The organism is Caulobacter sp. HJHS_5, from assembly GCF_056683955.1.
This window is the reverse complement of the sequence record NZ_JBWZNC010000003.1, coordinates 14,973-37,294: the sequence shown is the minus strand read 5'-3', so window position 1 is coordinate 37,294 and position 22,322 is coordinate 14,973. Positions and strand designations below refer to the sequence as shown.

At 64.9% G+C, this 22,322-nt stretch carries 13 protein-coding genes; 8 read left to right on the top strand and 5 right to left on the bottom strand.

All coding sequences use genetic code 11. The annotated features are described in order from the left end of the window. Nucleotides 1-433: 433 nt before the first annotated feature. Nucleotides 434-1,057 (top strand): sugar transferase, encoded by a 624-nt coding sequence (locus ACFLIT_RS06455; protein ID WP_479910388.1) that lies wholly within the window; start codon nucleotides 434-436, stop codon nucleotides 1,055-1,057. Between the two features lie 55 nt (nucleotides 1,058-1,112). Here ACFLIT_RS06455 and ACFLIT_RS06450 read toward each other — a convergent pair whose 3' ends face one another. The 3 genes from ACFLIT_RS06450 to ACFLIT_RS06440 form a co-directional block, all read right to left on the bottom strand. Continuing rightward, a complete protein-coding gene (locus tag ACFLIT_RS06450) occupies nucleotides 1,113-3,002 on the bottom strand; it encodes a calcium-binding protein (protein ID WP_479910387.1) in 1,890 nt (629 codons plus the stop codon). A gap of 264 nt (nucleotides 3,003-3,266) precedes the next feature. Beyond that, a complete protein-coding gene (locus ACFLIT_RS06445) occupies nucleotides 3,267-4,607 on the bottom strand; it encodes an HlyD family type I secretion periplasmic adaptor subunit (protein WP_479910386.1) in 1,341 nt (446 codons plus the stop codon). Between the two features lies 1 nt (nucleotide 4,608). After that, on the bottom strand, nucleotides 4,609-6,372 hold the full coding sequence (locus tag ACFLIT_RS06440; protein ID WP_479910385.1) for a type I secretion system permease/ATPase: 1,764 nt from the start codon (nucleotides 6,370-6,372) through the stop codon (nucleotides 4,609-4,611). A 427-nt stretch (nucleotides 6,373-6,799) separates the two neighbouring features. On the opposite strand from ACFLIT_RS06440, the gene ACFLIT_RS06435 reads away from it, so the two are divergent. From ACFLIT_RS06435 to ACFLIT_RS06405, 7 genes are all read left to right on the top strand, one after another. After that, the gene (locus ACFLIT_RS06435; protein WP_479910384.1) at nucleotides 6,800-10,789 is read left to right on the top strand and encodes a hypothetical protein; all 3,990 of its coding nucleotides are present in this window, start codon (nucleotides 6,800-6,802) and stop codon (nucleotides 10,787-10,789) included. A 130-nt stretch (nucleotides 10,790-10,919) separates the two neighbouring features. Beyond that, a complete protein-coding gene (locus ACFLIT_RS06430; protein ID WP_479910383.1) occupies nucleotides 10,920-11,978 on the top strand; it encodes a polysaccharide pyruvyl transferase family protein in 1,059 nt (352 codons plus the stop codon). Between the two features lie 56 nt (nucleotides 11,979-12,034). Further along, on the top strand, nucleotides 12,035-12,979 hold the full coding sequence (locus ACFLIT_RS06425; RefSeq protein ID WP_479910382.1) for a glycosyltransferase family 2 protein: 945 nt from the start codon (nucleotides 12,035-12,037) through the stop codon (nucleotides 12,977-12,979). 125 nt (nucleotides 12,980-13,104) lie between these two features. After that, nucleotides 13,105-14,925 carry an ABC transporter ATP-binding protein gene (locus tag ACFLIT_RS06420; protein WP_479910381.1) on the top strand — a complete coding sequence of 607 codons (1,821 nt, stop codon included), beginning with the start codon at nucleotides 13,105-13,107 and terminating at the stop codon, nucleotides 14,923-14,925. Nucleotides 14,926-15,005: 80 nt separating this feature from the next. Then, nucleotides 15,006-16,130 (top strand): glycosyltransferase, encoded by a 1,125-nt coding sequence (locus ACFLIT_RS06415; RefSeq protein ID WP_479910380.1) that lies wholly within the window; start codon nucleotides 15,006-15,008, stop codon nucleotides 16,128-16,130. A 253-nt stretch (nucleotides 16,131-16,383) separates the two neighbouring features. Further along, entirely contained in the window at nucleotides 16,384-17,706 is a 1,323-nt protein-coding gene (locus ACFLIT_RS06410; RefSeq protein WP_479910379.1) for a UDP-glucose dehydrogenase family protein, read from the top strand. A gap of 117 nt (nucleotides 17,707-17,823) precedes the next feature. After that, nucleotides 17,824-19,749: a TolC family outer membrane protein gene (locus ACFLIT_RS06405; protein ID WP_479910378.1), complete on the top strand. Its 1,926-nt coding sequence runs from the start codon at nucleotides 17,824-17,826 to the stop codon at nucleotides 19,747-19,749. On the opposite strand, the gene ACFLIT_RS06400 is transcribed toward ACFLIT_RS06405, so the two are convergent. Both ACFLIT_RS06400 and ACFLIT_RS06395 read right to left on the bottom strand, forming a co-directional pair. Next, the gene (locus ACFLIT_RS06400) at nucleotides 19,746-20,975 is read right to left on the bottom strand and encodes a glycosyltransferase family 4 protein (RefSeq protein WP_479910377.1); all 1,230 of its coding nucleotides are present in this window, start codon (nucleotides 20,973-20,975) and stop codon (nucleotides 19,746-19,748) included. The two genes, ACFLIT_RS06405 and ACFLIT_RS06400, sit on opposite strands and share 4 nt — an antisense overlap. Continuing rightward, nucleotides 20,972-22,291 (bottom strand): O-antigen ligase family protein, encoded by a 1,320-nt coding sequence (locus ACFLIT_RS06395; RefSeq protein ID WP_479910376.1) that lies wholly within the window; start codon nucleotides 22,289-22,291, stop codon nucleotides 20,972-20,974. Before ACFLIT_RS06395 ends, ACFLIT_RS06400 begins: the two co-directional genes overlap by 4 nt. Nucleotides 22,292-22,322 lie beyond the last annotated feature (31 nt).

Genomic DNA, 22,322 nt, shown 5'->3' with positions numbered 1-22,322 from the left:
CTGTATAGCGATTTGACGACGGTTTTATCATTATGGCGCGTTAAGCTTGGGCGCCATGTACCAGGGCCTTGCCGGAGGGAGCCTCGCGGCGCTCTGATATCCTAAACGACTTTTCACCATTTGTGCGGTGCAACATTCGTGTTAGCTGGTCGCATCAGGAGGATGCCGGCCGCCTGAGCACTGAGCGTCTTTTGTTCAAGCGTGCGCAGTAAGTGACGATGATGGCAGCTTAACCAGTCGTCTGGTTGCCGTTGGACCTGCTCAACAAGCAACCGTTGCCGTTGAGCGGCGCGGCCTGTGTGAGCATTAGCAAGTTTGTTGCTTTGAGATTTCACCCCGCCCTGGCCGCAATGTTGCGAAGGGAGGGGCTAGGTATCAAGGTTGTTTCAAAATGGCTCGCGATGATAGGGCGAACAGCAGCGAGGTTCACAGCATGGCCGATATAACCATGGTAGCGCTGTCGAGCCCGGCCGATAGCGGTCTCAAGCGGGTTACGGACATCGTGCTCGCCCTGGCGCTACTGCTCTTCCTGGCCCCGCTGATGGTGGTGGCCGCGATCGCCGTGAAGCTGAGCAGCCCCGGCCCGGTCCTATTTCGCCAGCAGCGGGCCGGACTCAACGGTGTCCCGTTCCGTATTCTGAAGTTCAGGTCGATGACCGTGACCGAAGACGGCGACACGATTCAGCAGGCGACGCGCGGCGACCAGCGTATCACCCCCGTCGGCAGCCTGCTGCGCCGCGCAAGTGTCGACGAGCTTCCACAACTGATCAACGTGCTTCGCGGCGAGATGTCCCTGGTGGGGCCGCGGCCGCATGCTTTGGCGCATGATCGCTATTATGGCGCCTTGATCTCGGAATACTGCGGCCGCTATCGGACCAAGCCTGGCCTTACGGGCCTGGCCCAGGTAATGGGCGCGCGGGGGGAGACCCTGGCGCTTGAGGACATGAGCCGGCGTATCGAGTACGACAATCGCTACATCGACGAATGGCGTTTCTCGAGCGACCTGAAGCTTCTCGCGATGACCGCGATCGTGGTGCCGTTCCAGCGCGCTTACTGAAGCGCCGCGGCGAGAGACGACCCCGCCGCGAGAGCGGGGTCGATCATTGAGCTGGCTAGAAGATGAAGTCCGACGCCGTCAGATGCGAGGCCAAGGTGTGCTCGATGACGATGCTGTCGCCCGTCGAGATCGACACCACGGCGTTACCTCCCACCTGGGTGATGTGAAGGTCCTTAAAAGCTAGGTCCAGTTCGTGCAGGTCGATCTTGTCGAGGTTGTCTTCGAAGTCGACGATCGTGTCCTTGCCCCAGCCTTTCGAGAACACGAACTTGTCCCAGCCGCCAGTCCCACCCGACAGGGTGTCGGCGCCGGCGCCGCCGTTCAGGATATCGTTGCCGCCGTGGCCTTGAAGGCTGTCGTTGCCGGCGCCGCCCAAGAGGGTGTCGGCCCCGCCGTTGCCAAGCAGGCTGTCGTTCCCGTCGCCGCCGTTGATGATGTTGGCGCCGTGATCGCCGGCCAGGCGATCGCCATAGGAGGAACCCAGAAGGTCCTCGATGCCGCTGTAGGTGTCGCCCGCCGCCTCGCCGGCATTGCCGGCGGGCTTCAGCATGTCGACCTTCACCGCGGCCGTGGCCGTGGCGTAGCTGGCGGTGTCGCGGCCCGCGCCGCCGATAAGGGCGTCGGCGCCGGCGCCGCCGATCAGCACGTCGTTACCCGCGCCGCCATCGAGGCGGTCGTTTCCGGCCAGGCCGACAAGCTTGTTGGCGCCCGCGTCACCGATGATCGTGTCCGCCTTCGCGGTGCCCGTATGGCTGCCGACCGCAGGAGACTCCGTTGCGTGGTCGGGCGCTTCCTTCACCGGGGCGGTGGACGCGGGGGCGTCCTTCACCGGGCTCGGCGTGCTGGCCACCGGCGGCTTCGTAACGACCGGCGGCGAGCTTTCGACCGGCGCCTTCGGCCACAGCGTGACCACGTCGGTTCCGACGTCCTTATTCCAAGCAAGGCCCGAATTGTCCGAGGTGGTCAGATCCGTGCGATTGCCGGTGTCGACCTGGGTCACGGCCTTCGTGCCCACCAGGACATTGCCGGTGATCGAGACATCGGAGGTGTAGACCACCTGGGGCAGGCTCTTGTTGCCGGTCGTCAGATATACCGCCCAGGGGTTCTTGCTATTGGCGGCCAGGTAGTTGCCGTAGATGTCCACGTCGGTGGCGCCGCGGACGCTGACGGGCTGCTTGCCGACATTGACCACCTTGTTGTCGTGCACGTCGACGTGCTGCGCTTCGTACTTCGCGCCGGGCCGCATGGACGAGGCGCTGGTCGAACCGCCGGCGGCGATGCCATCGCCGCTCACGTCGTGAATGTAGTTTCCATAGATGTCGACATTGATCGAGCCGCCTTTGGCGAAGATGGCCGCCGACGTTCCGCCGACGCGCGCGATCTCGTTGCGGGCGATGACCACATCTTTCGAGCCGAGGACGTCAATGCCCTCTTCCGACTTGATGTCGGTGATCCGGTTGTCGAGGATCTGGACGTTGGTCGCCTGGCCGACCTTGATGCCGTCGTGCGACGCGCCGGTGATCGTGTTGCCCTGGATGACGACGTTCCGGACCAGATTGCTGTAGTCGGTGCCGCTCTGGCTGAACTGGATGCCGTCGTAGCCGCCGGAGAGGGCGAAGTTCTTGATCAGGTAGTTGTCGACGCCCAGGGCCTGAATGATGGGCTTCTCGGCGGAAGCCGCCACGATCTTGGCGGCTTGCGGGCCGTCGGCCGACACCAGCCAGATCGGCGCGGTGTCGCCGCCGCTCTTCTGGTGGGGGATTTTGACGTTCTCGACGTAGGTTCCCTTGTGGACGTAGATCGCCGTTCCGGGCGTGGCGGCTGAGACCGCGGCCTGAATGGTCGAATAGGGACGGCCGGCGCTCCCGTCGCCGCCCGCGGCGGCTCCGGCCACGACGTGGACGATGCGCGCAGGCGTGGCGCCTTCAAACAGAGTAGAACTCATGGATATCCCCGACTCGACGTGGCCGTTTTGAACAACGCTTGGCGGACTGGCCGCGACCCGCTCGTTTAAGCGGTAACTTGATCACCGCCCGGTGAAGGAATGTAGAAAAGGATTCCTTAATGCCGCGATCTAGCTGCATTGTTCTAATGCTGTAGCCCCATACGCAGGGCTATGATGGTATAATTAAGACGATTTGATGTCTTAACAAGCATTCAAGGTGCGCGCAGATGTCGCGACCTTTGCCGATATTTCTTGTTAATACCTCTAGTTCTCGCGCCCGAACCGCCAGAACGTTTGGGTGATGGGCTCGATGAGGTAGCCCAGGGCGGAGCGCTTCCGAAGTGGCACAAGAATCTCGACGGGAAGACCCGCCTGTATTCTGTGCGCGCTTTGCTTGTTCTTGATCTTGGCGAGTTCCGCCTCAGGCACCGACACCTCGGCGGTGAAATACTGCACCCCGGTCTTTTCGTCGGCCAGGCTGTCGGCGGAGACGGATTCCAGCTTGCCGTCGACGAGCGGCAGCTTGCGGTCGTGCAAGGTGCTGAAGCGAATCTGGGTCCGTTGACCGACATGCAGGTCATCGACGTCGGCGGGGGAGATCTTGGCCTGTATGACCAGGCGCCGGTCCTGCGGCACGATCTCCATCAGCGTCTGGTTGGGCGCGACGACTCCGCCGACCGTGAACACCTTCAGGCCAACCACCTGACCGGCGGCCGGGGCGCGGACGATGGCGCGCGACAGCTGTTCCCGGGCAGCGGCCAGCTTGGGCTGCAACTCGTCGAGCTTGGTCTGGGTGTCGCGCATCTGGTCGGCGATCTCTTCCATGCGATCGCGATCGAGCGAAAGGATCTGCAGGCGGGCTTCTCCTGTCGCCTCGCGTGACCGGGCGATCTGCGCTCGGTAGGCTCCGTCTTCCCCCGTCAGGGAGGCGGCGTTGCGTTGCAGGGCAAGGACGCGGGTGCGGGGCGCGAAGCCCTCGTCGGCGAGCGCCTTAACCCCATTGAGTTCCTGGGTCACCAGCTCCTGTTGCCGCTGGTTCGCCTCCATCTGACGCTCCGCGCCCTTGGTTTGTTCCGTCAGTTGCAGCACCCGTTGCGACAGCACGCCGCGCTGGGTGTTAAGCGCCAGCCGCCGCGCCGCGAACTGGCGCTGTTGCAGGTCCAGCGCCGCATTGGCGAGCACAAGGTCGTCGCCGGTCAGGCCCGCGAACTCGGCGGGCGGCGTGATCGACGGCCGGCCGTCTCGCTCGGCCAGCAGCCGCGCGCGTTGCGCTTTGAGGGCGAAAACCTCGGCGGTGTAGCCCCGCTCGATGCTGCGCAGCTCGGAAGCCGAAAGTTCAACGAGGACTTGCCCCCTGCGTACCGTTTGGCCTTCTTGCACCGCCAAGGCCGTGACGACGCCGCCGTCGCGCACCTGAACGGCCTGGCGATTGCCGGCCACCGCGATCACACCGCGACCCTGTGAGCCCGCGTCGAGCGGTGTAAGCGCCGCCCAGCCCAGGAACCCGACGAAAAACAAGCCTGCGACGCCGGCGCCCAGGCGCAAGACCTGCGAGGGCTCGTCCGAGAGGCGAACGTAGCTGAGGGGTGGGGCCGTGGCGGTCATCTCAGGTCCCCGTCATCCCGACCACGGTCGGGCCGATGTTCCGGGCAGCGATTGCGGACCGTTCCGCGCGGGCTGGCGATTTCATCGACTTGACGATCTCGTCGCGGGGGCCTTCTCGCTCGATCCGTCCGTCGACCATCAGCACCAGACGGTCGACCGCGCCGAGAATGCTCGCGCGATGCGCCACGAGGATGACCGCCGCACCGCGCTTTCGCGCCTTGATCAACGCGGCCGACAGCGCCGCCTCACCCTCCGCGTCGAGCGCGGAATTCGGCTCGTCGAGGATCAGAAGCGCGGGCTCGAGGTATAGGGCGCGGGCCAGCGCGACGCGTTGCGACTGTCCCGCCGACAAGCCGCGGCCGCCGAGGCCGAGAACGGTGTCATAGCCCTGCGGCAGTTTCAGGATCATGTCGTGGGCGCCGGCGGCCTGCGCCGCGGCGATCGCCGCCTTGTCGATTTCCGCCGCGTCCCCATCGTTCGAGAAGCGGGCGATGTTGTCGCGGATCGTGCCGGCGATCAGGCCGGAGTCCTGCGGCAGGTAGCCGACATGGCGGCCCAGTCGGTCGGTCGGCCAATCCAGAATGTTCGCGCCGTCGAGGCGCACGATGCCGACGTCCGGCCGGATGGCGCCGGCCGCCACCTTGGCGAGGGTCGTCTTGCCGGCGCCGCTGGGGCCGATGATGCCGACCACATGTCCGGGCTCGATCTTGAGGGTGACGCCGCGCAGCAGAAGCGTGGAGGGCTGCCCGGGCGCGCGCACGGCGACCTGTTCGAGGGTGAGGACGCCCTTTGGCGCCGGCAACTGGGTCTTGGCCTGCTCTTCCTCCGTGTTCGAGAACAGCCTCAGAAGGTTGTTCATCGCATTGCGAGCCTGGCCCACCACGGTCCAGGAACCGACCACCTGCTCGACCGGCTGCAGCGCTCGGCTGAGCAGGACCGAGGCGGCGATGATCGACCCGCTGGAGATCTGGCGCTCGATCGCCAGCCACGCTCCGAGGCCGAGGGCGGCGGACTGAAGAAACAGGCGTACGAACTTGGTGCCCGCGGCGTATCGGCCGCCGACGAACTGGGCCTTGGCCGCGAGGTCCAGGCCGCGCGCGCGTTCGTTGAGTTGGCGGCTGCGCAGCGCCTCGCCCATGCCCAGGGCCCGCACGGTTTCGGCGGCGCCCGCCGCGGCCTCCTGCGTCGCGTACGCCAGGGCCTGGGCCTGCGACGCCTCTTGCTGCCTTCCGCGGGTGGCCTTCTCGTTGGCCAGCGCCAGCCAGACCAGGAGTCCGCCGCCGCACACGGTCAGCAGGCCGAGGGCCGGGTGAATGAGAAAGGCGATCAGGGCGTAAAACGGGGTCCAAGGCGCGTCGATCAGCGCCAGGGCGGCCGGTCCGGTGAGGGCCGCGCGCACGGTGTCGAAGTCGCGCATCCCCTGTTGCGCGCCGCCGCCCTGCAGGCGGCTCATCAGGCGGGCGAGAATCTGGCCGCCGAGAACCCGGTCCAGGCGCAGGCTGGCCAAGATCAACAGGCGTCCCCGCACGGCTTCCAGCGCGGCGAGCGTGGCGGTGGCGAAGGCCAGCACGATGGTCAGATAAAGGAGGGTAAGGTGTCCTTCCGTGGGCACCACCCGATCATAGACCTGCATCATGTACAGGGTCGGCGCGATGTAGAGCAGGTTCATCAGGGCGCTGAACACGGCCACGCCCATGAAGTGCTTTCGGCAGGCGGCCACCGCTTCCGACATGGCGCTCGGAATGGGCCCATCGAGCAACTTCAAAGCCAACCTCCTGAGCGGGACCGCGTTCGAGGCTCGCCCAATCCGCCTCGATCTTCTTTAACACCTTGCGCATCTACAGTCTTCAGCGTGACGCGCTGGTTAACAACGATGACGCTCCGCGGCCATTTCTCAAGGCTAGGGCGGCGCTCTTGCGCGTTCGAAGAAGCGCCCGCGGCCAGCCCGCCTCCTCAGTCGAAATTTGACAAGCTGGTATATCGCCGCCCGGTATGCGGCAATTCGTCCATGGTTCACGGCGCGTTAAGCAAGCACATGAGGGGTGTTGGTTAACTGGTGAGTAATAATCCTTATGGAGTATTATTCATAATGGACCCTTTACCTTCAGAAAATATTATCGATGCTCCGTAACCGTACATAAAATATTCAAGTGGTACGTTCCTGGTGCAGTCTACGGGGCGATACACTTCAGATGGCCATCTACTCGGATGAGGTTTCTTCGGAGACCAGCGTGTTTTCCGGCGACTCCGCCCTGGCGAGCGCTGCGAAAGTCACCCAGGACGCCGCCGCGCCGGCGAGCCAGTCTCAGCTGCTGACGACAATGCCGCCGGCCAGCGCGGCCGTCACGATCGACCATCCGGTCGGGCTGGATTATCGCCCCCCTGAAGCCAAGGCCTACCAGGCCGACAGCGACATTCCAGCCAACGCGCTGGACGCGAAGGACTTCGCCAGCATCGACGCCTGGATGGACGCCTGTATCGCGAAGGGCGTGCCCGGCAAGATCGGTTCGGGCGAGTATGTCGTCGACGGCCTGCCGCGCTACGCCCCCATGGGCATCTACGGCTACGGCGACACGCCGCCCAAGTTCGTCGCCGAACATGTCAACGCCTGGCTCTATCTGAAGGACACCGACGTCACGATCAAAGGCGTGGCCTTCGAAGGCTTCGGTCAGGTGCTGGCGGGCGCGGTCGATCTGACCGACGGCGCGCCTTTCCACTCCACGACCACCTACGCCTTCAATCGCTTCGACCCGGACAAGGGCGCTCTCGAATTGCAGCTGCCGGCTTCGACCTCGACTGTCGGGCCGGCCGTGACGATCACCGACTCGCAGTTCATCAACTGCGAAAACGCCTTCATGTTCGTGTCGGACACGACGCAGATGGGCGCGGTGAACTTCCACGGGAACACGCTCACCGGCACCTACGGCATCATCGATATCTTCGCGCCGCTCTGGACCGAGGTGAACGCCACCTACAACGAGTGGAGCGACGCCACGGGCGACCGCGCCCAGCCGAACCTTAAGAGCAACGGCATCCAGACCGGTTTCATGATCGGCACGGACAAGACCATCTACATGGAAGGTCACAGCACCAAGCTCAACATCACCAACAACTACGCCCACGATATCGACTCGGTCGGGCGTTACATCGACACCAACGCCGCCGTCTTCGTGGACGTGCGCGGCGTGATCAGCGCCGAGCGGGGAGACAACGTTGTCTCGTTCAACCGCATCGAGAACCTGCGCGGTCTGTATGGCCAGGAGGACTCGAACGCCATCTACGCCAAGGCGCATGGCCTGATCATCGAAGGCAACTACATCGAGAACAGCGGCGCGGCCTACTACAACGACCAGTTCAACGGCTCCGAGGCGACCGGCATTCTCGTCAAGCCGCCGTCGGGCGGCCTGCCCGAGGACTGGGCGCGCGACATCGAGGTGATCGGCAACACCTTCGTCAACATGCCGACCGCGCCGGCCGGCAGCATCAACGACCTGGCCGTCGTCAAGATTTCCGAGGCGATCGGCGACTCGGTGGTGTCGTTCAACACCTTTATCGGCGGCGGCAACCTCTCGACCCATCCCAACATGGGCGTGATCCGGATTTACGGCGACGTGGAGAACATGGACGTGGTGGGCAACCACTTCGTCGACGTCGATATCGCGCCGGGCGGCAACGCGATCGACTTCCATGCCCTAGAGGGCACATCGAAAGGCGTTATCGAAGTTTCGAACAACACCGCCGAGAAGACCGACGGCGACTACAGCGGCGACGTTCGGCTGATCAACTTCACCAACAAGCCGCCGGGGCAGCTGCTCACCGGCCTCAACACGCTCGACGGCGGTGGCAAGATGCTGTCGTCGCGTGCGGGGACGGTGACCGACGAGGTGCAAACCTACGATCCGCCGACCGTCACCGTGCAGCAGGACAACCAGACGCCGCAACCGCTGCGCCTGGCCGACCTGCAGATATTCTCGGGCGACGGCCAGCCGTCGGATGTGCCGGTGCTGAGCAGCGATCCGCGCTTCTCGGTGCACGATGGCGGGCTCTATCTGAACGCTGGCGAAACCATCGATTTCAGCGAGGAGCCGACGGTCGAAGTCGTGCTGGTGGCCCGAGACGGCGCCGGCTGGGCCGGCGTGGTGCTCAACCTGACCCATAGCGGCATGGTCGGCGTCGCCCTTGGCATCGAGGTCACCCAGGTGGCCCAGGTCGCCGAGAACGCCATGATCGAAATCCGCGTCGCCAGTCTGCATCTGAGCGGGGGCGTCGAAGGCGCGGTCTACACCGTCAACGACGAGCGCTTCTCGGTGCACGACGGCGGACTTTATCTGAAGGCCGGGGCCGGGCTCGACTATGAGCAAGCCAGCCAGATGTCGGTCGATGTCACCGCTCACCTCGGCGTGGCCAGCTTCTCCAAGGCTGTGCAGCTGACGGTCGCCGACATCAACGACGCCGTGACCGGCATCTCGGCTTCCGATGTGAAGAGCGTGGCGGAAAACACCACCGTCGAGACGAAGGTCGCGAGCCTCGTCGTCACTGATCCGGACAAGAACGAAGCCTTCCGGCAGTTCACCTACACGGTCGATGATCCGCGCTTCTATGTGAAGGGGTCGGACCTCTACCTGAAGGCTGGCCAAACGCTCGACTACGAAACCGCCTCAACCCTGCGCGTCGGCGTCACGGTGTCGGACGGCGCGGGTTCCGCCAAGACCACGGTCGAGATCAAGGTCACGGACGTCGATGAAGCCGCGCCTCCGCCGACGGGCGGCGTTGTCGGCACGGCCAAGGCCGACAGTCTGAAAGGAACCGACGGATCGGACAAGCTGGTCGGCCTGGCGGGCAATGACCGCCTCGAGGGCGGCGCGGGTGACGACGTGCTGGACGGCGGCCTCGGAAGCGACGCCCTGATCGGGGGCGCCGGCCGCGACAGCGCGAGCTACGAGAACGCCGCCGCAGCGGTGAAGGTCGATCTTCTGAAGCCGGCGGGGAACGCCGGAGAGGCGGCGGGCGACACCTACAGCGGTATCGAAAACGTAGTCGGCAGCCGGTTCGGCGACCGGCTGTCGGGCGACAACAGCGCCAACGTCCTCAACGGCGGTGATGGCGATGACAGCCTGCTCGGCTACGGCGGGGCCGACACCCTGCTCGGCGGAGCCGGGAACGATGCGATCCAAGGTCATGGCGGCAATGACGTCATAAACGGCGGAGCGGGCAATGACACCTTGTCCGGCGGCCTCGGCGGCTGGGACCGCTTCAGCTTCTCGTCCGGCTGGGGAAAGGACGTGATCAAGGACTACGAGGACAACCTTGACAAGATCGACCTGTCGGAGACAGGCCTGGCGTTTAAGGATCTGACCATCCAGCAGGTCGGCGCCGACACGGTGATTTCCGCGGCGACCGGCGACAGCATCACCCTGGCCGACACCAAGGCGTCGCTGATCACCGCCACCGACTTCAGCTTCGGGACCGGCGCGGTCGCGCCGCCCACGACGCCGGTCACACCGCCGACCACAGATCCGGCGCCGATCGACGACCATGGCGCCGACACGACGCCTTCGCAGGTTTCGACGACCGGCGGCGCCGGCGACGACATCCTCGTCGGCACGAGCGGAGCGGACCGTTTCACGGGCGGCGTCGGGCGAGACGCCGTCGACTACACAAACGCGACGGGGGCGATCGTAGCCGACCTGTTGAAGCCTGCCGGCAACGCCGGAGAGGCCAGGGGCGACACCTACAGCAGTATCGAGAGCTTGGTCGGCAGCCGGTTCGGCGACCGGCTGTCGGGCGACAACAGCGCCAACGTCCTCAACGGCGGCGATGGCGATGACAGCCTGCTCGGCTACGGCGGCGCCGACACCCTGCTCGGTGGAGCAGGCAATGACGTGATCCAAGGCCATGGCGGCAACGACGTCATCAACGGCGGGGCCGGCAACGACCGCCTCTCCGGCGGCCTGGGCGGCTGGGATCGGTTCGTCTTCTCCAGCCATTGGGGCAAGGACACGATCGTCGACTACGAGCACGGCGTCGATCGTCTCGATCTGAAGGAGACGGGCCTCGGGTTCGCCGACCTTCACATCGCCCAGGTCGGAGCCGACACGGTGGTCAGCACCGCCGCGGGCGACTCGATCACCTTCGAACACCTGCAGGCTTCGGTCCTGACGGCGTCTGACTTCATCTTCTAGCCTGCGGGGCATCCCGAGCGTTCGTTCGCTCAGGATGCCCTTAGCGATGGCGCGAGGCTCGCGCTTCGGGTATGTTGCGACGCAGCAATTGGCGGCTGCGCGCAGCTGATCCGAGCGGGAGCGATGTGTGGTGTCTGAGCAGAGAGCACTGAGCTTCTTCAGAATTACCGCTCAGTACGAGAACGTCGGGGACGCTCTCATCATCCGGGAACTGCTCAGCCTCGTCTCCCATCATTCCGACATCGTGGTCGATGTGTCCCAAGTCCCGACCTTCTTCGCCAAGGACATTCTGGCGACGATAGACCCCGCTCGCCTCTCCATCGTCGAGAAGGAACCTCTCCGGGACATTTTCCGCCGGGTTCTCAAGGCGCGTTCGCAGAAGACGAGGCTTGCGTTCTTCTTTCTGCCGAGCGGGATTACGGGAGAGAAGGGCAAGAAATTCGTTTTGCGTATGACAGCGCAGTATAAATTCTATGGCCTGCTGCGGGCGCTGGGCGTGCACTTCTTCCAGTTCGGGCCGTCTTATTCGAGAATCGGGCCGCGACACCAAAAGCTCATCGGCCGCCGCATCAGGCTTATGGACCGACATCTAGTGCGCGACGCCAAGACGGCCGAATATCTGCAGAAGATCGGCCTGCGCTGCGATGGCCTCATTCCTGACCTGTCGTTCGGGCTCTATCGCGATCCGCCCCGGATGGAGGATCGCAACGTGGCCGCCTTCTCCTTTAGGGTCGACCGTGACGCCGGGGACGCGGCGCGACTGACCGCTTGGGTCGATGAAGTCGTCGCGAAGCTGCCCAGGGAGCGGCCTCTGAAATTCGTCTCGCAAGTGCGGCGCGACGACGCCTTCATGCGGAGCCTCCATGATCGCCACCGGGCGGACAGAGCCGCGAGCCTGACGTTGTCAGACAGCATCGACGGATCGCTGGCTGCTTATGGTGATGTCGCCGAAATCTACTCCAATCGGCTGCATTGTTTACTTATGGCCGCCTATATGGGCGCGAAGCCTGTTGCGTTGGTGGAGGCGAATAAGGACGAGAAGATCATCGGAATCTTCACCGATTTCGGGATTGCCGACAATCTGATCTTGGACCCCGCCGACCTCAAGGCGGACTATGGGGAGCTCGACCGCGACCGATGCCAGGCGCTCTGCCTGGAACTGGAGCAGAAGGTCGCCTCCGCGTTCTGAATTTCATTGCGCAGTCTGCGGCCCCGGCCGTGATGATGTGAAGGAAATTGCGTCCCATGCAGCAGGCCGAACCGGTCTCGAGCGAACTCACGGTCGTCATCCCCTCCTACAAGGCGGTGGGGACGATCGAGCGCGCCGTCATGTCGGTGTTGGGACAGCCGGGGGTCCGGGCCCGGGTCATCGTGGTGATCGATGATAACTCCGCTGAGACAGAAAGCCTGCTCAAGGCGATCAGCGATCCTCGCATCTCCGTCTTCATGAACGACCGGAATCGCGGCGCGCCTTACAGCCGGAATTTCGGTCTGGGTCGAACCACCTCGCCCTACGTCATGTTTCTCGACAGCGACGACTATCTGAGCGGCGAGGTGCTCGCCAGCCTGGTGGAGGCCCTCCGCAGCTCGGACGCCGATGTGGCCTTCGCGCCCTGGATCAAGCTGAACGAAGACACCAACGCCTGCGACCGACGCCTGCCGGAGTTCCGGTCGCCCAGGCACGCTTTCGAGAGTTGGTTGATCGAGCAGAAATCCATCCCGCCTTGCTCGGTCCTCTGGCGATCTGACTTCATCCGCGGCATCGATGGATGGGACGAGGGTCTCAAGCGCGTTCAAGATGGCGAGCTTGTCCTGCGGGCGCTTCTGCGGGGCGCCAAGATCGCGACCTGCCGGCGGGGAGCCGGCGTCTATTTTCAGCACGCGGCTGAGTATCGTATCACGGCGGGCAGCGATTATACGCCGCTGCTCGTGGTCGCTGATAAGCTGCTCCAGGTCGAAAGTTCCCTGTTTGACGAGCAAGAGAAGCGAAATCTGCTAGCGCGCTATCTATACCGCAACGCCAAGAAAGCATTCAGGCTCGGCGACCTTCCCTTCGGGCGCGCGGCGCTCAAGCGGAGCCGGGATCTGGGCCTGAAGGGTAACGACGGGTCCTTGCTCGCAAGGGCGGGCGCGACCGCATTCGGGGTTGAGCGGTATCACCGCCTCATGGCTTCCTTCTCGAAACAGTGAGCGGAAGCAGCTGTGGCGGATCGGATTTGGTGACGAGGTCGCGGCATGCGCCACGCCTTGGGACTGCGCGTTTAATGCGCCGTATGATGCGGCGACCAATGTATATGGGGCAATGGTTCTCCTAAATGGCTAGTGACAACAACACGCTCCATGGACTCGTCCGGCTCTCCGGTCACTTGTCGGCCAAGCGCCGGCTGCAGCTGCTGGGGGTGATGGTCCTGATCCTCATGGGGGCCCTCGCCGAACTGGTCACGATCGGCGCGATCGTTCCCTTCCTGGCGCTGATGACCAACCCCAAGCTGGTGGCGGAAAACCCCAAGATTTCCTGGGTCATGGATGTCTTCGGCTGGACCGATCCGCATCAACTGCTCATGCCGATCGCCGGTCTTTTCGGCTTCGTGGCGATCGCGTCGGGGGTGATCCGCATCGCGCTGGCCTATGTGAACAACAAGTTCGCGCACAGGATCGGCCACGACTTGAGCATCAAGATCTACACCAAGACACTCTATATGCCCTACAGCGAGCACGCGCTTCAGAACAGCAGTGTATCGCTGTCGGGGATTCAGAAGGTCAATACGGTGGTGACCAATGTCATCAAGCCGCTGATGATCGGCGTATCCTCGCTGGTCATCGCGGTTTCGATTGTCGGCGCCATGATGGCGGTAAACCTCACGATCGCCTTCTCGGCGGCCTTCGGCTTTGGCGGCATCTACCTTCTCGTCACACTGCTTACTCGCAAGCGCCTGAAGTCGAACAGCACCAAGATCGCCAAGAGCCAGACGCAGCGTTTCCAGACCATTCAAGAAGGTCTTGGCGGCATCAGGGATGTGATCCTCGACCAGGCGCAACCGGTCTACCTCGCTAAGTTCAACCGCATCGACACGATCCTGAAGGACGCCCAGGCGACGAACGCCTTCATCGGCGCAGCGCCGCGCTACATCATTGAATCCGTCGGGATGAGCCTGATAGTTCTGATGGCGATCATTCTCAACAATACCCAAGGCGGCCTGCTGCAGGCGATCCCGGTGCTCGGTGCGCTCGCGCTCGGTGCTCAGCGCCTGATGCCCCTCCTGCAGCAGGTTTTCCTGTCCTGGTCGCAAGCGCTGGGCGGCCATCGCGATGTAGCGGACGTGCTCACCCTGCTGGACCGCCCCGTGAAGGTCGACAAGGGACCGCCGCCGAAGCGAATGGCGTTCAAGCAAGACATCACGCTCGACAACCTGTCGTTCCGTTACACGCCTGAAGCCGATCTTGTGCTGAAGGGCGTCGACCTGCAGATTCTCAAAGGCAAGCGCGTCGGCTTTATCGGCAAGACCGGAAGCGGCAAGAGTACGGCCATCGACCTGATCATGGGTCTGCTCGACCCCTCGGCCGGCGCCATCAAGATCGACGGCGTGGCGATCAACGCGGCCAACCGCTCCTCCTGGCAGATGAACATCTCTCACGTGCCGCAGAGCATCTTTCTGGTCGATGACAGCATCGCCGCCAACATCGCCTTCGGTAAGGAGGCCAAGAATATCGACATGGACGCGGTTCGCGACGCTGCCCGCAAGGCGGAACTGGCCGACTACGTCGAAGCCCTGCCGGAGGGCTATGAGACCCGGGTCGGCGAACGCGGCGTCCGGCTTTCGGGCGGGCAACGCCAGCGCATCGGGATCGCGCGCGCGTTGTATAAGGGAGCCGACGTCCTCGTGCTCGACGAAGCGACCAGCGCGCTCGACAGCGCCACTGAAACGGCGGTGATGGCCTCGATCAACTCGCTCAGCCGCGACCTGACCATGCTCGTCGTCGCCCACCGGCTGAGCACCCTGGCCTCGTGCGACATGATTGTCGAACTCCAGGCGGGGCGGATCGTGCGCGTCGGCTCCTTTGAAGAGATCGTCGAAGGAGACCTGCCCCCGGAGGTAGGGCAAGACGCCGAGCCCGCTATCGTCACCGCAGGGTGAATGGCGTTCGTAGCCGATGTAGTTCCCCCGGCAAGCCGGATTTTGGCGACCCTCAGACCTGACCTACGGTGGCATCCCGGATGAGCGAAACTCAGCCCAAGGGCAAACGGATCGCCGTGATCTGCCTCAGCATGGCGGGCGGCGGGGCGGAGCTGGCGACAGCGCGGCTCGTCAACGGGCTGGAGGCTCGCGGTTACACCGTTGACCTCCTGCTGTGGCGCAAGAAGGGGCCCGTGCTCGACAAGCTCAATCGCTCCATCAACATCGTGGAGCTGGGCGGCGCGCGCGCTTTCATCTTCCTCAAGATCGCGCGGTATCTGCGGCGGGCCAAACCTGAGGCGGTGATCGGTCACCAGACCTTCATCAACGTGATGACGGCGATAGCCCTGATCCTCGCTTTCAACCCGGCGCCGCTGATCGCTACCGAGCACAACACCTACACGCGGGCCCTGCAGACCAAGCGCGACTGGATAAGAACCGTCTACGAGATGGCGCCGGTGTTCTACCGCCGGGCCAGATTTGTCGCCGCCGTCTCGTCAGGGGTCGCGGACGACGCCCATGCCGCCATCGGCGTGCCGACCGAGAAGTTGCGCGTCGTCTACAATCCCGCGGTTTCCGACCGGGTTCTCGAGATCGCCGGCGCCCCCATCGACCATGCCTGGTTCAGGCCGGGGGAGCCGCCGGTTTTCATCAGCGTGAACCGGTTGGAGCCTCAGAAGAATCCCCAGCTGCTGATCCGGGCGTTCGCCAAGGCTCGCGGTCACGTCCCGATGAGGCTGGTCTTGCTGGGGGCGGGGGCCTTGGAGCAGGAGCTACGGGACCTTGCGGCGAGCTTGGAGGTTCAGGACGACGTCTTCTTCGCCGGGTTCCAGACCAACCCCTACGCTTGGATCTCCAAATCTCACGCTCTGGTGCTCGCTTCGGATTTCGAAGGCTTCGCGATCGTCGTGGCTGAGGCCCTGGCGCTCGGGACCCGGGTCATCAGCACCGACTGTCCCTTCGGCCCGGCGGAAATTCTGCGCGATGGACGCTTCGGAACCCTGACGCCGGTGGGCGATGTCGATGCGATGGCCGCGTCGATTCTGGAGTCGACCCGGACCGTCGATCCCCAAGGCGCCGCAGCCGAGCGGCGCGCGCGGGGGCTTGATTTCAGCGAGACCGCCTATCTCGATCGCTATGAGGAAATGTTGGCGGTGGCTCGGTGAGAGCGCGGCCCATTCCGCGCCGCCGCATGAGCCAAGCTCTGGCTCCGGAGGCTGGAAAGGCGCGCTGTTCGTCAGTCAAAAAGTCATCTTTTGAACGCATTGTGCAGGGCTCGGCCGTGCCCGAGCGTATGGCGTTTCGCTTTTTATGTGGCGCCGCAGCAAAATTTTTGCGGCGACGCACCTTGCCTATGTCCATCCCCATGCCGCTCGTCTAGAAGACAGCGGCTAAATCTAATAATCGTGGGTCACACCTATGCGCGTTGCAATGATTGGTACGGGCTACGTCGGTCTAGTGTCGGGGGCCTGCTTTGCAGACTTCGGCCACGTTGTTACGTGTATCGACAAGGACCCTTCGAAAATCGAACGTCTCGAACGCGGTGAAATCCCGATCTTCGAGCCGGGTCTGGATGATCTGGTCGCGCGGAACGTGCGCGAAGGGCGTCTGTTCTTCACCCTCGAAGGGGCTCAGGCGATCAAGGAAGCCGACGCGGTGTTCATCGCGGTCGGCACACCGACGCGTCGCGGCGACGGCCATGCCGACCTGTCCTATGTCTACGCGGCCGCCGAGGAAATCGCCGGCCTGATCGAGGGCTTCACGGTGGTCGTCACCAAGTCGACCGTGCCGGTCGGTACGGGCGACGAGGTCGAGGCCATCATCAAGCGGGTCAATCCGAACGCCCGGTTCGCGGTGGTCTCGAACCCCGAGTTCCTGCGCGAAGGCGCCGCCATCGAGGACTTCAAGCGTCCCGACCGCGTCGTCGTCGGCACCGACGACGAAGAGGCCCAGCAGGTGATGCGCGATCTCTACCGGCCGCTTTCGCTCAACGAAACGCCGATCGTGTTCACTGGCCGCCGCACCAGCGAGCTGATCAAGTACGCCGCCAACGCCTTCCTGGCGATGAAGATCACCTTCATCAACGAGATGTCGGACCTTTGCGAGAAGGTCGGGGCGGACGTGCAGCAGGTCGCCCGCGGCATCGGCCTGGACAAGCGTATCGGTTCGAAGTTCCTGAACGCCGGTCCGGGCTATGGCGGCAGCTGCTTCCCGAAGGACACCCTGGCGCTCGTCAAGACGGCGGCGGCCTACGGCGCGCCGACCAAGCTCATCGAGACGACCGTCGCGGTGAACGAAGCGCGCAAGAAGGCGATGGCCGACAAGGTCGCTGCGGTTCTGGGTTCCGAAGATCTGAACGGCAAGACGGTCGGCGTGCTGGGCGTGACCTTCAAGCCGAACACCGACGACATGCGCGACGCGCCGAGCCTCGATATCCTGCCTGCGCTGCAGGCCCGCGGCGCGGTGGTCAACGCCTTCGATCCCGAGGGGCGTCATGAAGCCGAGAAGATGCTCCCGGGCGTCAACTTCACCGCTGGCCCCTACGAAGCGGCTGAAGGCGCCGACGTGCTGCTGATCCTCACTGAATGGGATCAGTTCCGGGCGCTCGATCTCGATCGCCTGAAGGGCCTGCTGAAGGCCCCAGTCGTCGTCGATCTGCGCAACATCTATCGTCCCCACGAAATGGTGCGCGCCGGCTTCACCTACGCCTCGATCGGTCGCGCTTCGCCTGTCGCGGCCTGATCCCAGACTTTACTGCATCGCTTCGGGGCTGTTTGCCGGTGTGTGCGCCGCACCTGTAGACAGCCCCTCGATGGGGCTTGGTCGCTGGAGATTCGCAGGTTACCAAAGGTAAATGCGATGACTCCACACGCTAACCTGATCCCTTTACTGGCGGCGGTCGCCTTGGTGACCGGGCAGGCGCGCGCTGAGACGCTCGCCGACACCCTGCAACTTGCCTATCGCGGCAATCCCGATCTGGCCTATCAGCGCGCCCAGGTGGCGGCCGCGACGGCCGGCGTGGACGCGGCCCGGGCGCCCGGCCTGCCGCAGGCGACGTTCACCAGTTCGGCCGGCGAGACCCAGATCAATCTGAAGTACGGCGGCGGCTCGGCCGCGGACACCAGCCAGTCGCAAACGGACTCGGCGCTGCAGCTTGGGGTCAGCCAGGCGCTCTACGCCGGCGGCCGCATCAGCCAGGAAACTCGACGCGCCAAGGCCAACGCCCAGGCGAGCGAGTTCGACCTGCGCCAGACCGAACAGTTGGTTCTCGGTCAGGCCATCACGGCCTACGCCGATATCCTGCGTGATGAGGCCATTCTCGCCAATCGCCTGGAGAACATCGAGGCGCTGCGCAAACAGTCGACCGGCGTTCAGGCGAGGTTTCGTGAAGGCGAAGTCACTCGTACCGATATCGCCCAGACGGAAGCGCGCCTCGCGCAAGCGCGATCGGGCGCCGAAGCGGCGCGAGCGAACCTGGCGGTCAGCCGAGCCGCCTATGCCCGCATTGTCGGCCAGGCGCCTGGCACGCTAGCGCCGACGCCGCCGTTGCCGGGCCTGCCGGCCTCGGCCGAGGAGGCCGAGGCCATTGCCTTGCGTAACGCGCCGACCATCAAGGCCGCCGAGTCGCGCACGACCGCGGCCGAGGCGGCGATCCGGCGGGCAAAGGCCGAGCGCATGCCCTATCTCAGCCTCGACGCCAGCGCCGATCGGGCGAACAATCGCTATTCGATTGGGGCGAACGGCCTCGCGGGCGCCATCCAGCAGCAGGACAGCTATGGCGTTCGGCTGAATCTGCGCGTGCCGCTGTTTCAGGGCGGGGCGGTAAACGCCGGCGTCCGTCAGGCCGAAGCCGCCGAGCGCAGCGCCCTGGCCTCGCAGGACAGCAGCGAACGCCTCACGCGAGAGGGGGCGGCCAACGCCTGGAACCGGATGCAGGCCGCCGACGCGATCATCGAGAGCTCAAAGCAACAGGTGGAAGCCGCTGACACCGCCTATCGCGGCGGCGAGTACGAACTCAACGCCGGCCTGCGATCGACCTTCGATGTGCTCGATCTACAGCAGGATGTGCTGTCGGCGCGCATTTCCCTCGCTACGGCTCAGCGCGACGCCTATGTGGCGCGGATGACCCTTCTGCAGGCCGTCGGCCGTCTGACCTTGGCCGATCTGGCCTTGGACAGCGCGCCGGCTGCCGCATCTGTCCCGGCGCCCGCGTCACCAAGCCGTCCGCCCGGCGCATCGTTGGGCAAGCCTTCTGCTCCCGTCGCGATGAACGACCGCACGCCCACCGTCGGGGTTCTGGCCGCCACGCCGCGGCCGCCGGCCGCCGCCCCAGTGCTCCGACCGGCCGTCTCCGAGAGTCAGGTGGAGGCCTCGTCACCGGCGGCGAAGGCGTCCCCGGGCGCGACGCCTGCTCCTGCTGCTCCTGCTGCTGCGACGCCGCGCCCCTCACCGGTCGCTTCTGTCGGCCAGGCGGCGGCGACCTCTGCGCCGATCGCTGTCTGCGCGGTCCAGGCCGGCGCCTTTCCCGATGGCGTCAATGCGGCCCGCGCCAAGACGGAGCTCGAAGCCCTGTTTCCGGCCGCGCCGGCGCAATGGGCGGTGCAGACGGCCAAGGTTGAGGGGCGGACCGCCTACCGCGTTCTCGCCGCCGGCTTCGCGGACCGCTCCGTCGCCGACGCCTTTTGCAGACGCCTTGGAGCCGCCGGCCGGGCCTGCTTCCTCAGGGTCGCGGGGTGCGCGCCCGGCAAGGCGCAAGTGACGGCCATCGCTACGACAAAGCGTTAAGGCGTCGAATCCATGAAACGGCGGCGTGCGCCGACCACTTCGTGAAGCATGGCGATCTGCGCGGGCAGCGCCTTTGTCAGATTATAATCCCTGACAATCGTCTGCCGCGCTTCCAGAGATACATTGAGACGTCTGGGGTGGTCCAAGGCCTCGACGATGTCGTTGGCGAGTCGTTCCGGACTATGAAAATCGGTCAGAAAGCCGTTGTCGCCGTGAACCAACACTTCGCGCACCGGCGCCGTATCCGACGCGACGAGCACGGCGCCGGAGGCCATGGCTTCGAGGAACGACCACGACAGGACGAAGGGGACCGTCAGATAGACGTGCACCGCCGAAACCTGCAGCAAGGCGCGATAGGTCGGTTGATCGATCCAGCCGACGAAGTGCACGCGCGATGAATCCAGGCCGGTCTCGGCCTCAAGCAGGCTGCGCCAGGTCTGGCCATCGGGGGCCGCCGCGCCATAACCGCCGGTCTCCGCTCCGCAGATCACCACCCGAGCATTGGGCCGCGCGGCCAGTAGGCGAGGCAGGGCGCGCATGAAGGTGTGAAAGCCGCGGTAGGGCTCCAGGTGGCGGGCCACGAAGGTGACGACCTCATCGCCGTGGCGAAGCGTTTCGCCGGTCGGGAGGCTGAGGGTGGCGGTAGGATCGGGACGGCAGAGATCGACGTCGACGCCGTCGGGCATCACCCGGATCTTGTGTCGAAGATCCGCCGGGTGACGGCTCTTCTGCCAGTGGGTCGGGCTCCAGCCGGCATCGCAGGCCTCCAGGGCGAGCAGCAGGTGAGCGTTGCGGATCCGCAGCCGGCAGACATCGTCGAGTTCGGCGGGCGCGAGGAAGCCGACGTCGCCGCCGCGCGCTTGGTAGTAGTACTCGCAGTAGTTGACGATGGCGGTTTCAGGAAACAGCTCGCGCAGGAATAGGCCTTCGCCCCAGCCCGGATGGACCACCGCCACATCGGGGTAGAAGTTGATGTCCTTCAGCGATTGGCAGAAGCGCGCAACCTGCTGCGCGTTCAGCACGCCGTTCTCCAGCAGCCGGACATAATGGTGGGTCTGGGGGGCGGCCGCCCGGTGCGGTTCGTAGACGAGCTTGTGCACGCCTGGAATTTCGACGTCGCGGCGCTTGGTGATGAAGGCGACCTGGTGTTCCGCCATCTCGCCCAAGGCGCGCGCCAGATGCTTGAACTGGCCGGGCATGTTGTTGTGGCAGAACAGGATTTTCACTGGGCGGCCTCCGCGGGGGCGGTCGACCGCCGCCTACGCGAGCGCCGTGTCGCGTTCAGGCCGAAGCCTGCTCCCAGCAGCAAGGTCCAGAATGCGCTCATCGAGGGGATTTCCAGCGCATAGTCGGTAAAGCCGTGCATCAGGAAAAGCGCGCTGATCGCCAGGATCAACCCTGTCCATCGCCGCGTCCAGCGGCGACGCGACGCCATCGCGATCGCCTTCAGAACGAGGGCGAGGCAGATCGCCATGGCGCCGGCCCCAATCACGCCGGACTGTTCGAGCCATTGCAGATAGACGTTATGGACCGCGCCGACCGTAGGCAGCAGTTCCAGATTGTCCGGCGTGACGGCGGCGCGGTTGAGCGGTTCGAACGCGCCTGCTCCGTGCCCGAGGAGTGGGGACTGGGTGAAGGCGTTCCAGTGAACCCTCAGCAACTCGCCCCGCAGCGGCGCGTCCGTCGCCACACGGGCGAAGCGCGCACCCAGGCCGCCGACATTGGCGATGAGGATGAGCACGCCCGCCAGCAGAATCCAGTAGATCAGGCTGCGAAGCTTCCGCCAGCCGCTGTCGGCGTCTTTCGCCGCCAAGGCCAGCAATCCGATCAGCAGGACGAGACCGATGGCCGAGGCTGAACGCGAACCCGTCAGCAGCAGGGCGGTCATGGCCGCCAGAAGGGCCAGGGCGTCGGGCCAACCGCGGACCAGGAAGTCGCGCCAGAGGTTGTGCGACGGCGTATCCGCCGCTGTCTTCTGCATGCGCCGGATCACGAGGGTCACGCCGATCAGCATGAACGCCGCCGAGAGCGTTCCGGCGGTGTTGGCGCTGATGAAACTCGCGGTGAAGCGGGACTCGGCGGTGAACTTCTCGACGCCGTACAGGTGGGTGGGCGCCGCCGCGTAGAGCGCCAGCACCAGGGCCAGATAGACAAGGCTTCCGCGCAGCAGCAGTGCGAAGAGCTGGCGGGCCCGTCGTCGGGAGCTGAGCGCCAGGGCGGCGGATACGAACAGGCAGGCCAACCCGCAAAGCTTGACCGTGTCGGTCAGCGCCAGATGCGGCTCCATCGCCCAACCGATACCTGGGGCCGCGCTTGCAAGGCCCAGGAAGACGACCAGCCCGAAGGCGCCCAGCATCAATGGGTCGAAACGCAGGTGACTCAGGGTGCGCCGCCCCTTCGCGCTCGAGAGGTAAAACAGCAATCCGCCGGCTTGGCAGCCCGCGAACAGCAGCGCGACGCTGGGGTTGGCCGCACCGAGGAGAAGGTGTTCCGCAAAGACAAGAACGACGAGCGCCAGGAGCGCTCGCCGTTCCAGAACCATCCAGACGTGATCGCGCCTGTTGGAGGCGCGC

Excerpts from the sequence above, each read along its gene's own strand:
- ACFLIT_RS06405 (WP_479910378.1), top strand. The coding sequence starts at position 17,824 with ATGACTCCACACGCTAACCTGATCCCTTTACTGGCGGCGGTCGCCTTG.
- ACFLIT_RS06415 (WP_479910380.1), top strand. The coding sequence starts at position 15,006 with ATGAGCGAAACTCAGCCCAAGGGCAAACGGATCGCCGTGATCTGCCTC.
- ACFLIT_RS06455 (WP_479910388.1), top strand. The coding sequence starts at position 434 with ATGGCCGATATAACCATGGTAGCGCTGTCGAGCCCGGCCGATAGCGGT.
- ACFLIT_RS06420 (WP_479910381.1), top strand. The coding sequence starts at position 13,105 with ATGGCTAGTGACAACAACACGCTCCATGGACTCGTCCGGCTCTCCGGT.
- ACFLIT_RS06395 (WP_479910376.1), bottom strand. The coding sequence starts at position 22,291 with ATGGTTCTGGAACGGCGAGCGCTCCTGGCGCTCGTCGTTCTTGTCTTT.
- ACFLIT_RS06435 (WP_479910384.1), top strand. The coding sequence starts at position 6,800 with ATGGCCATCTACTCGGATGAGGTTTCTTCGGAGACCAGCGTGTTTTCC.
- ACFLIT_RS06450 (WP_479910387.1), bottom strand. The coding sequence starts at position 3,002 with ATGAGTTCTACTCTGTTTGAAGGCGCCACGCCTGCGCGCATCGTCCAC.
- ACFLIT_RS06425 (WP_479910382.1), top strand. The coding sequence starts at position 12,035 with ATGCAGCAGGCCGAACCGGTCTCGAGCGAACTCACGGTCGTCATCCCC.
- ACFLIT_RS06445 (WP_479910386.1), bottom strand. The coding sequence starts at position 4,607 with ATGACCGCCACGGCCCCACCCCTCAGCTACGTTCGCCTCTCGGACGAG.
- ACFLIT_RS06410 (WP_479910379.1), top strand. The coding sequence starts at position 16,384 with ATGCGCGTTGCAATGATTGGTACGGGCTACGTCGGTCTAGTGTCGGGG.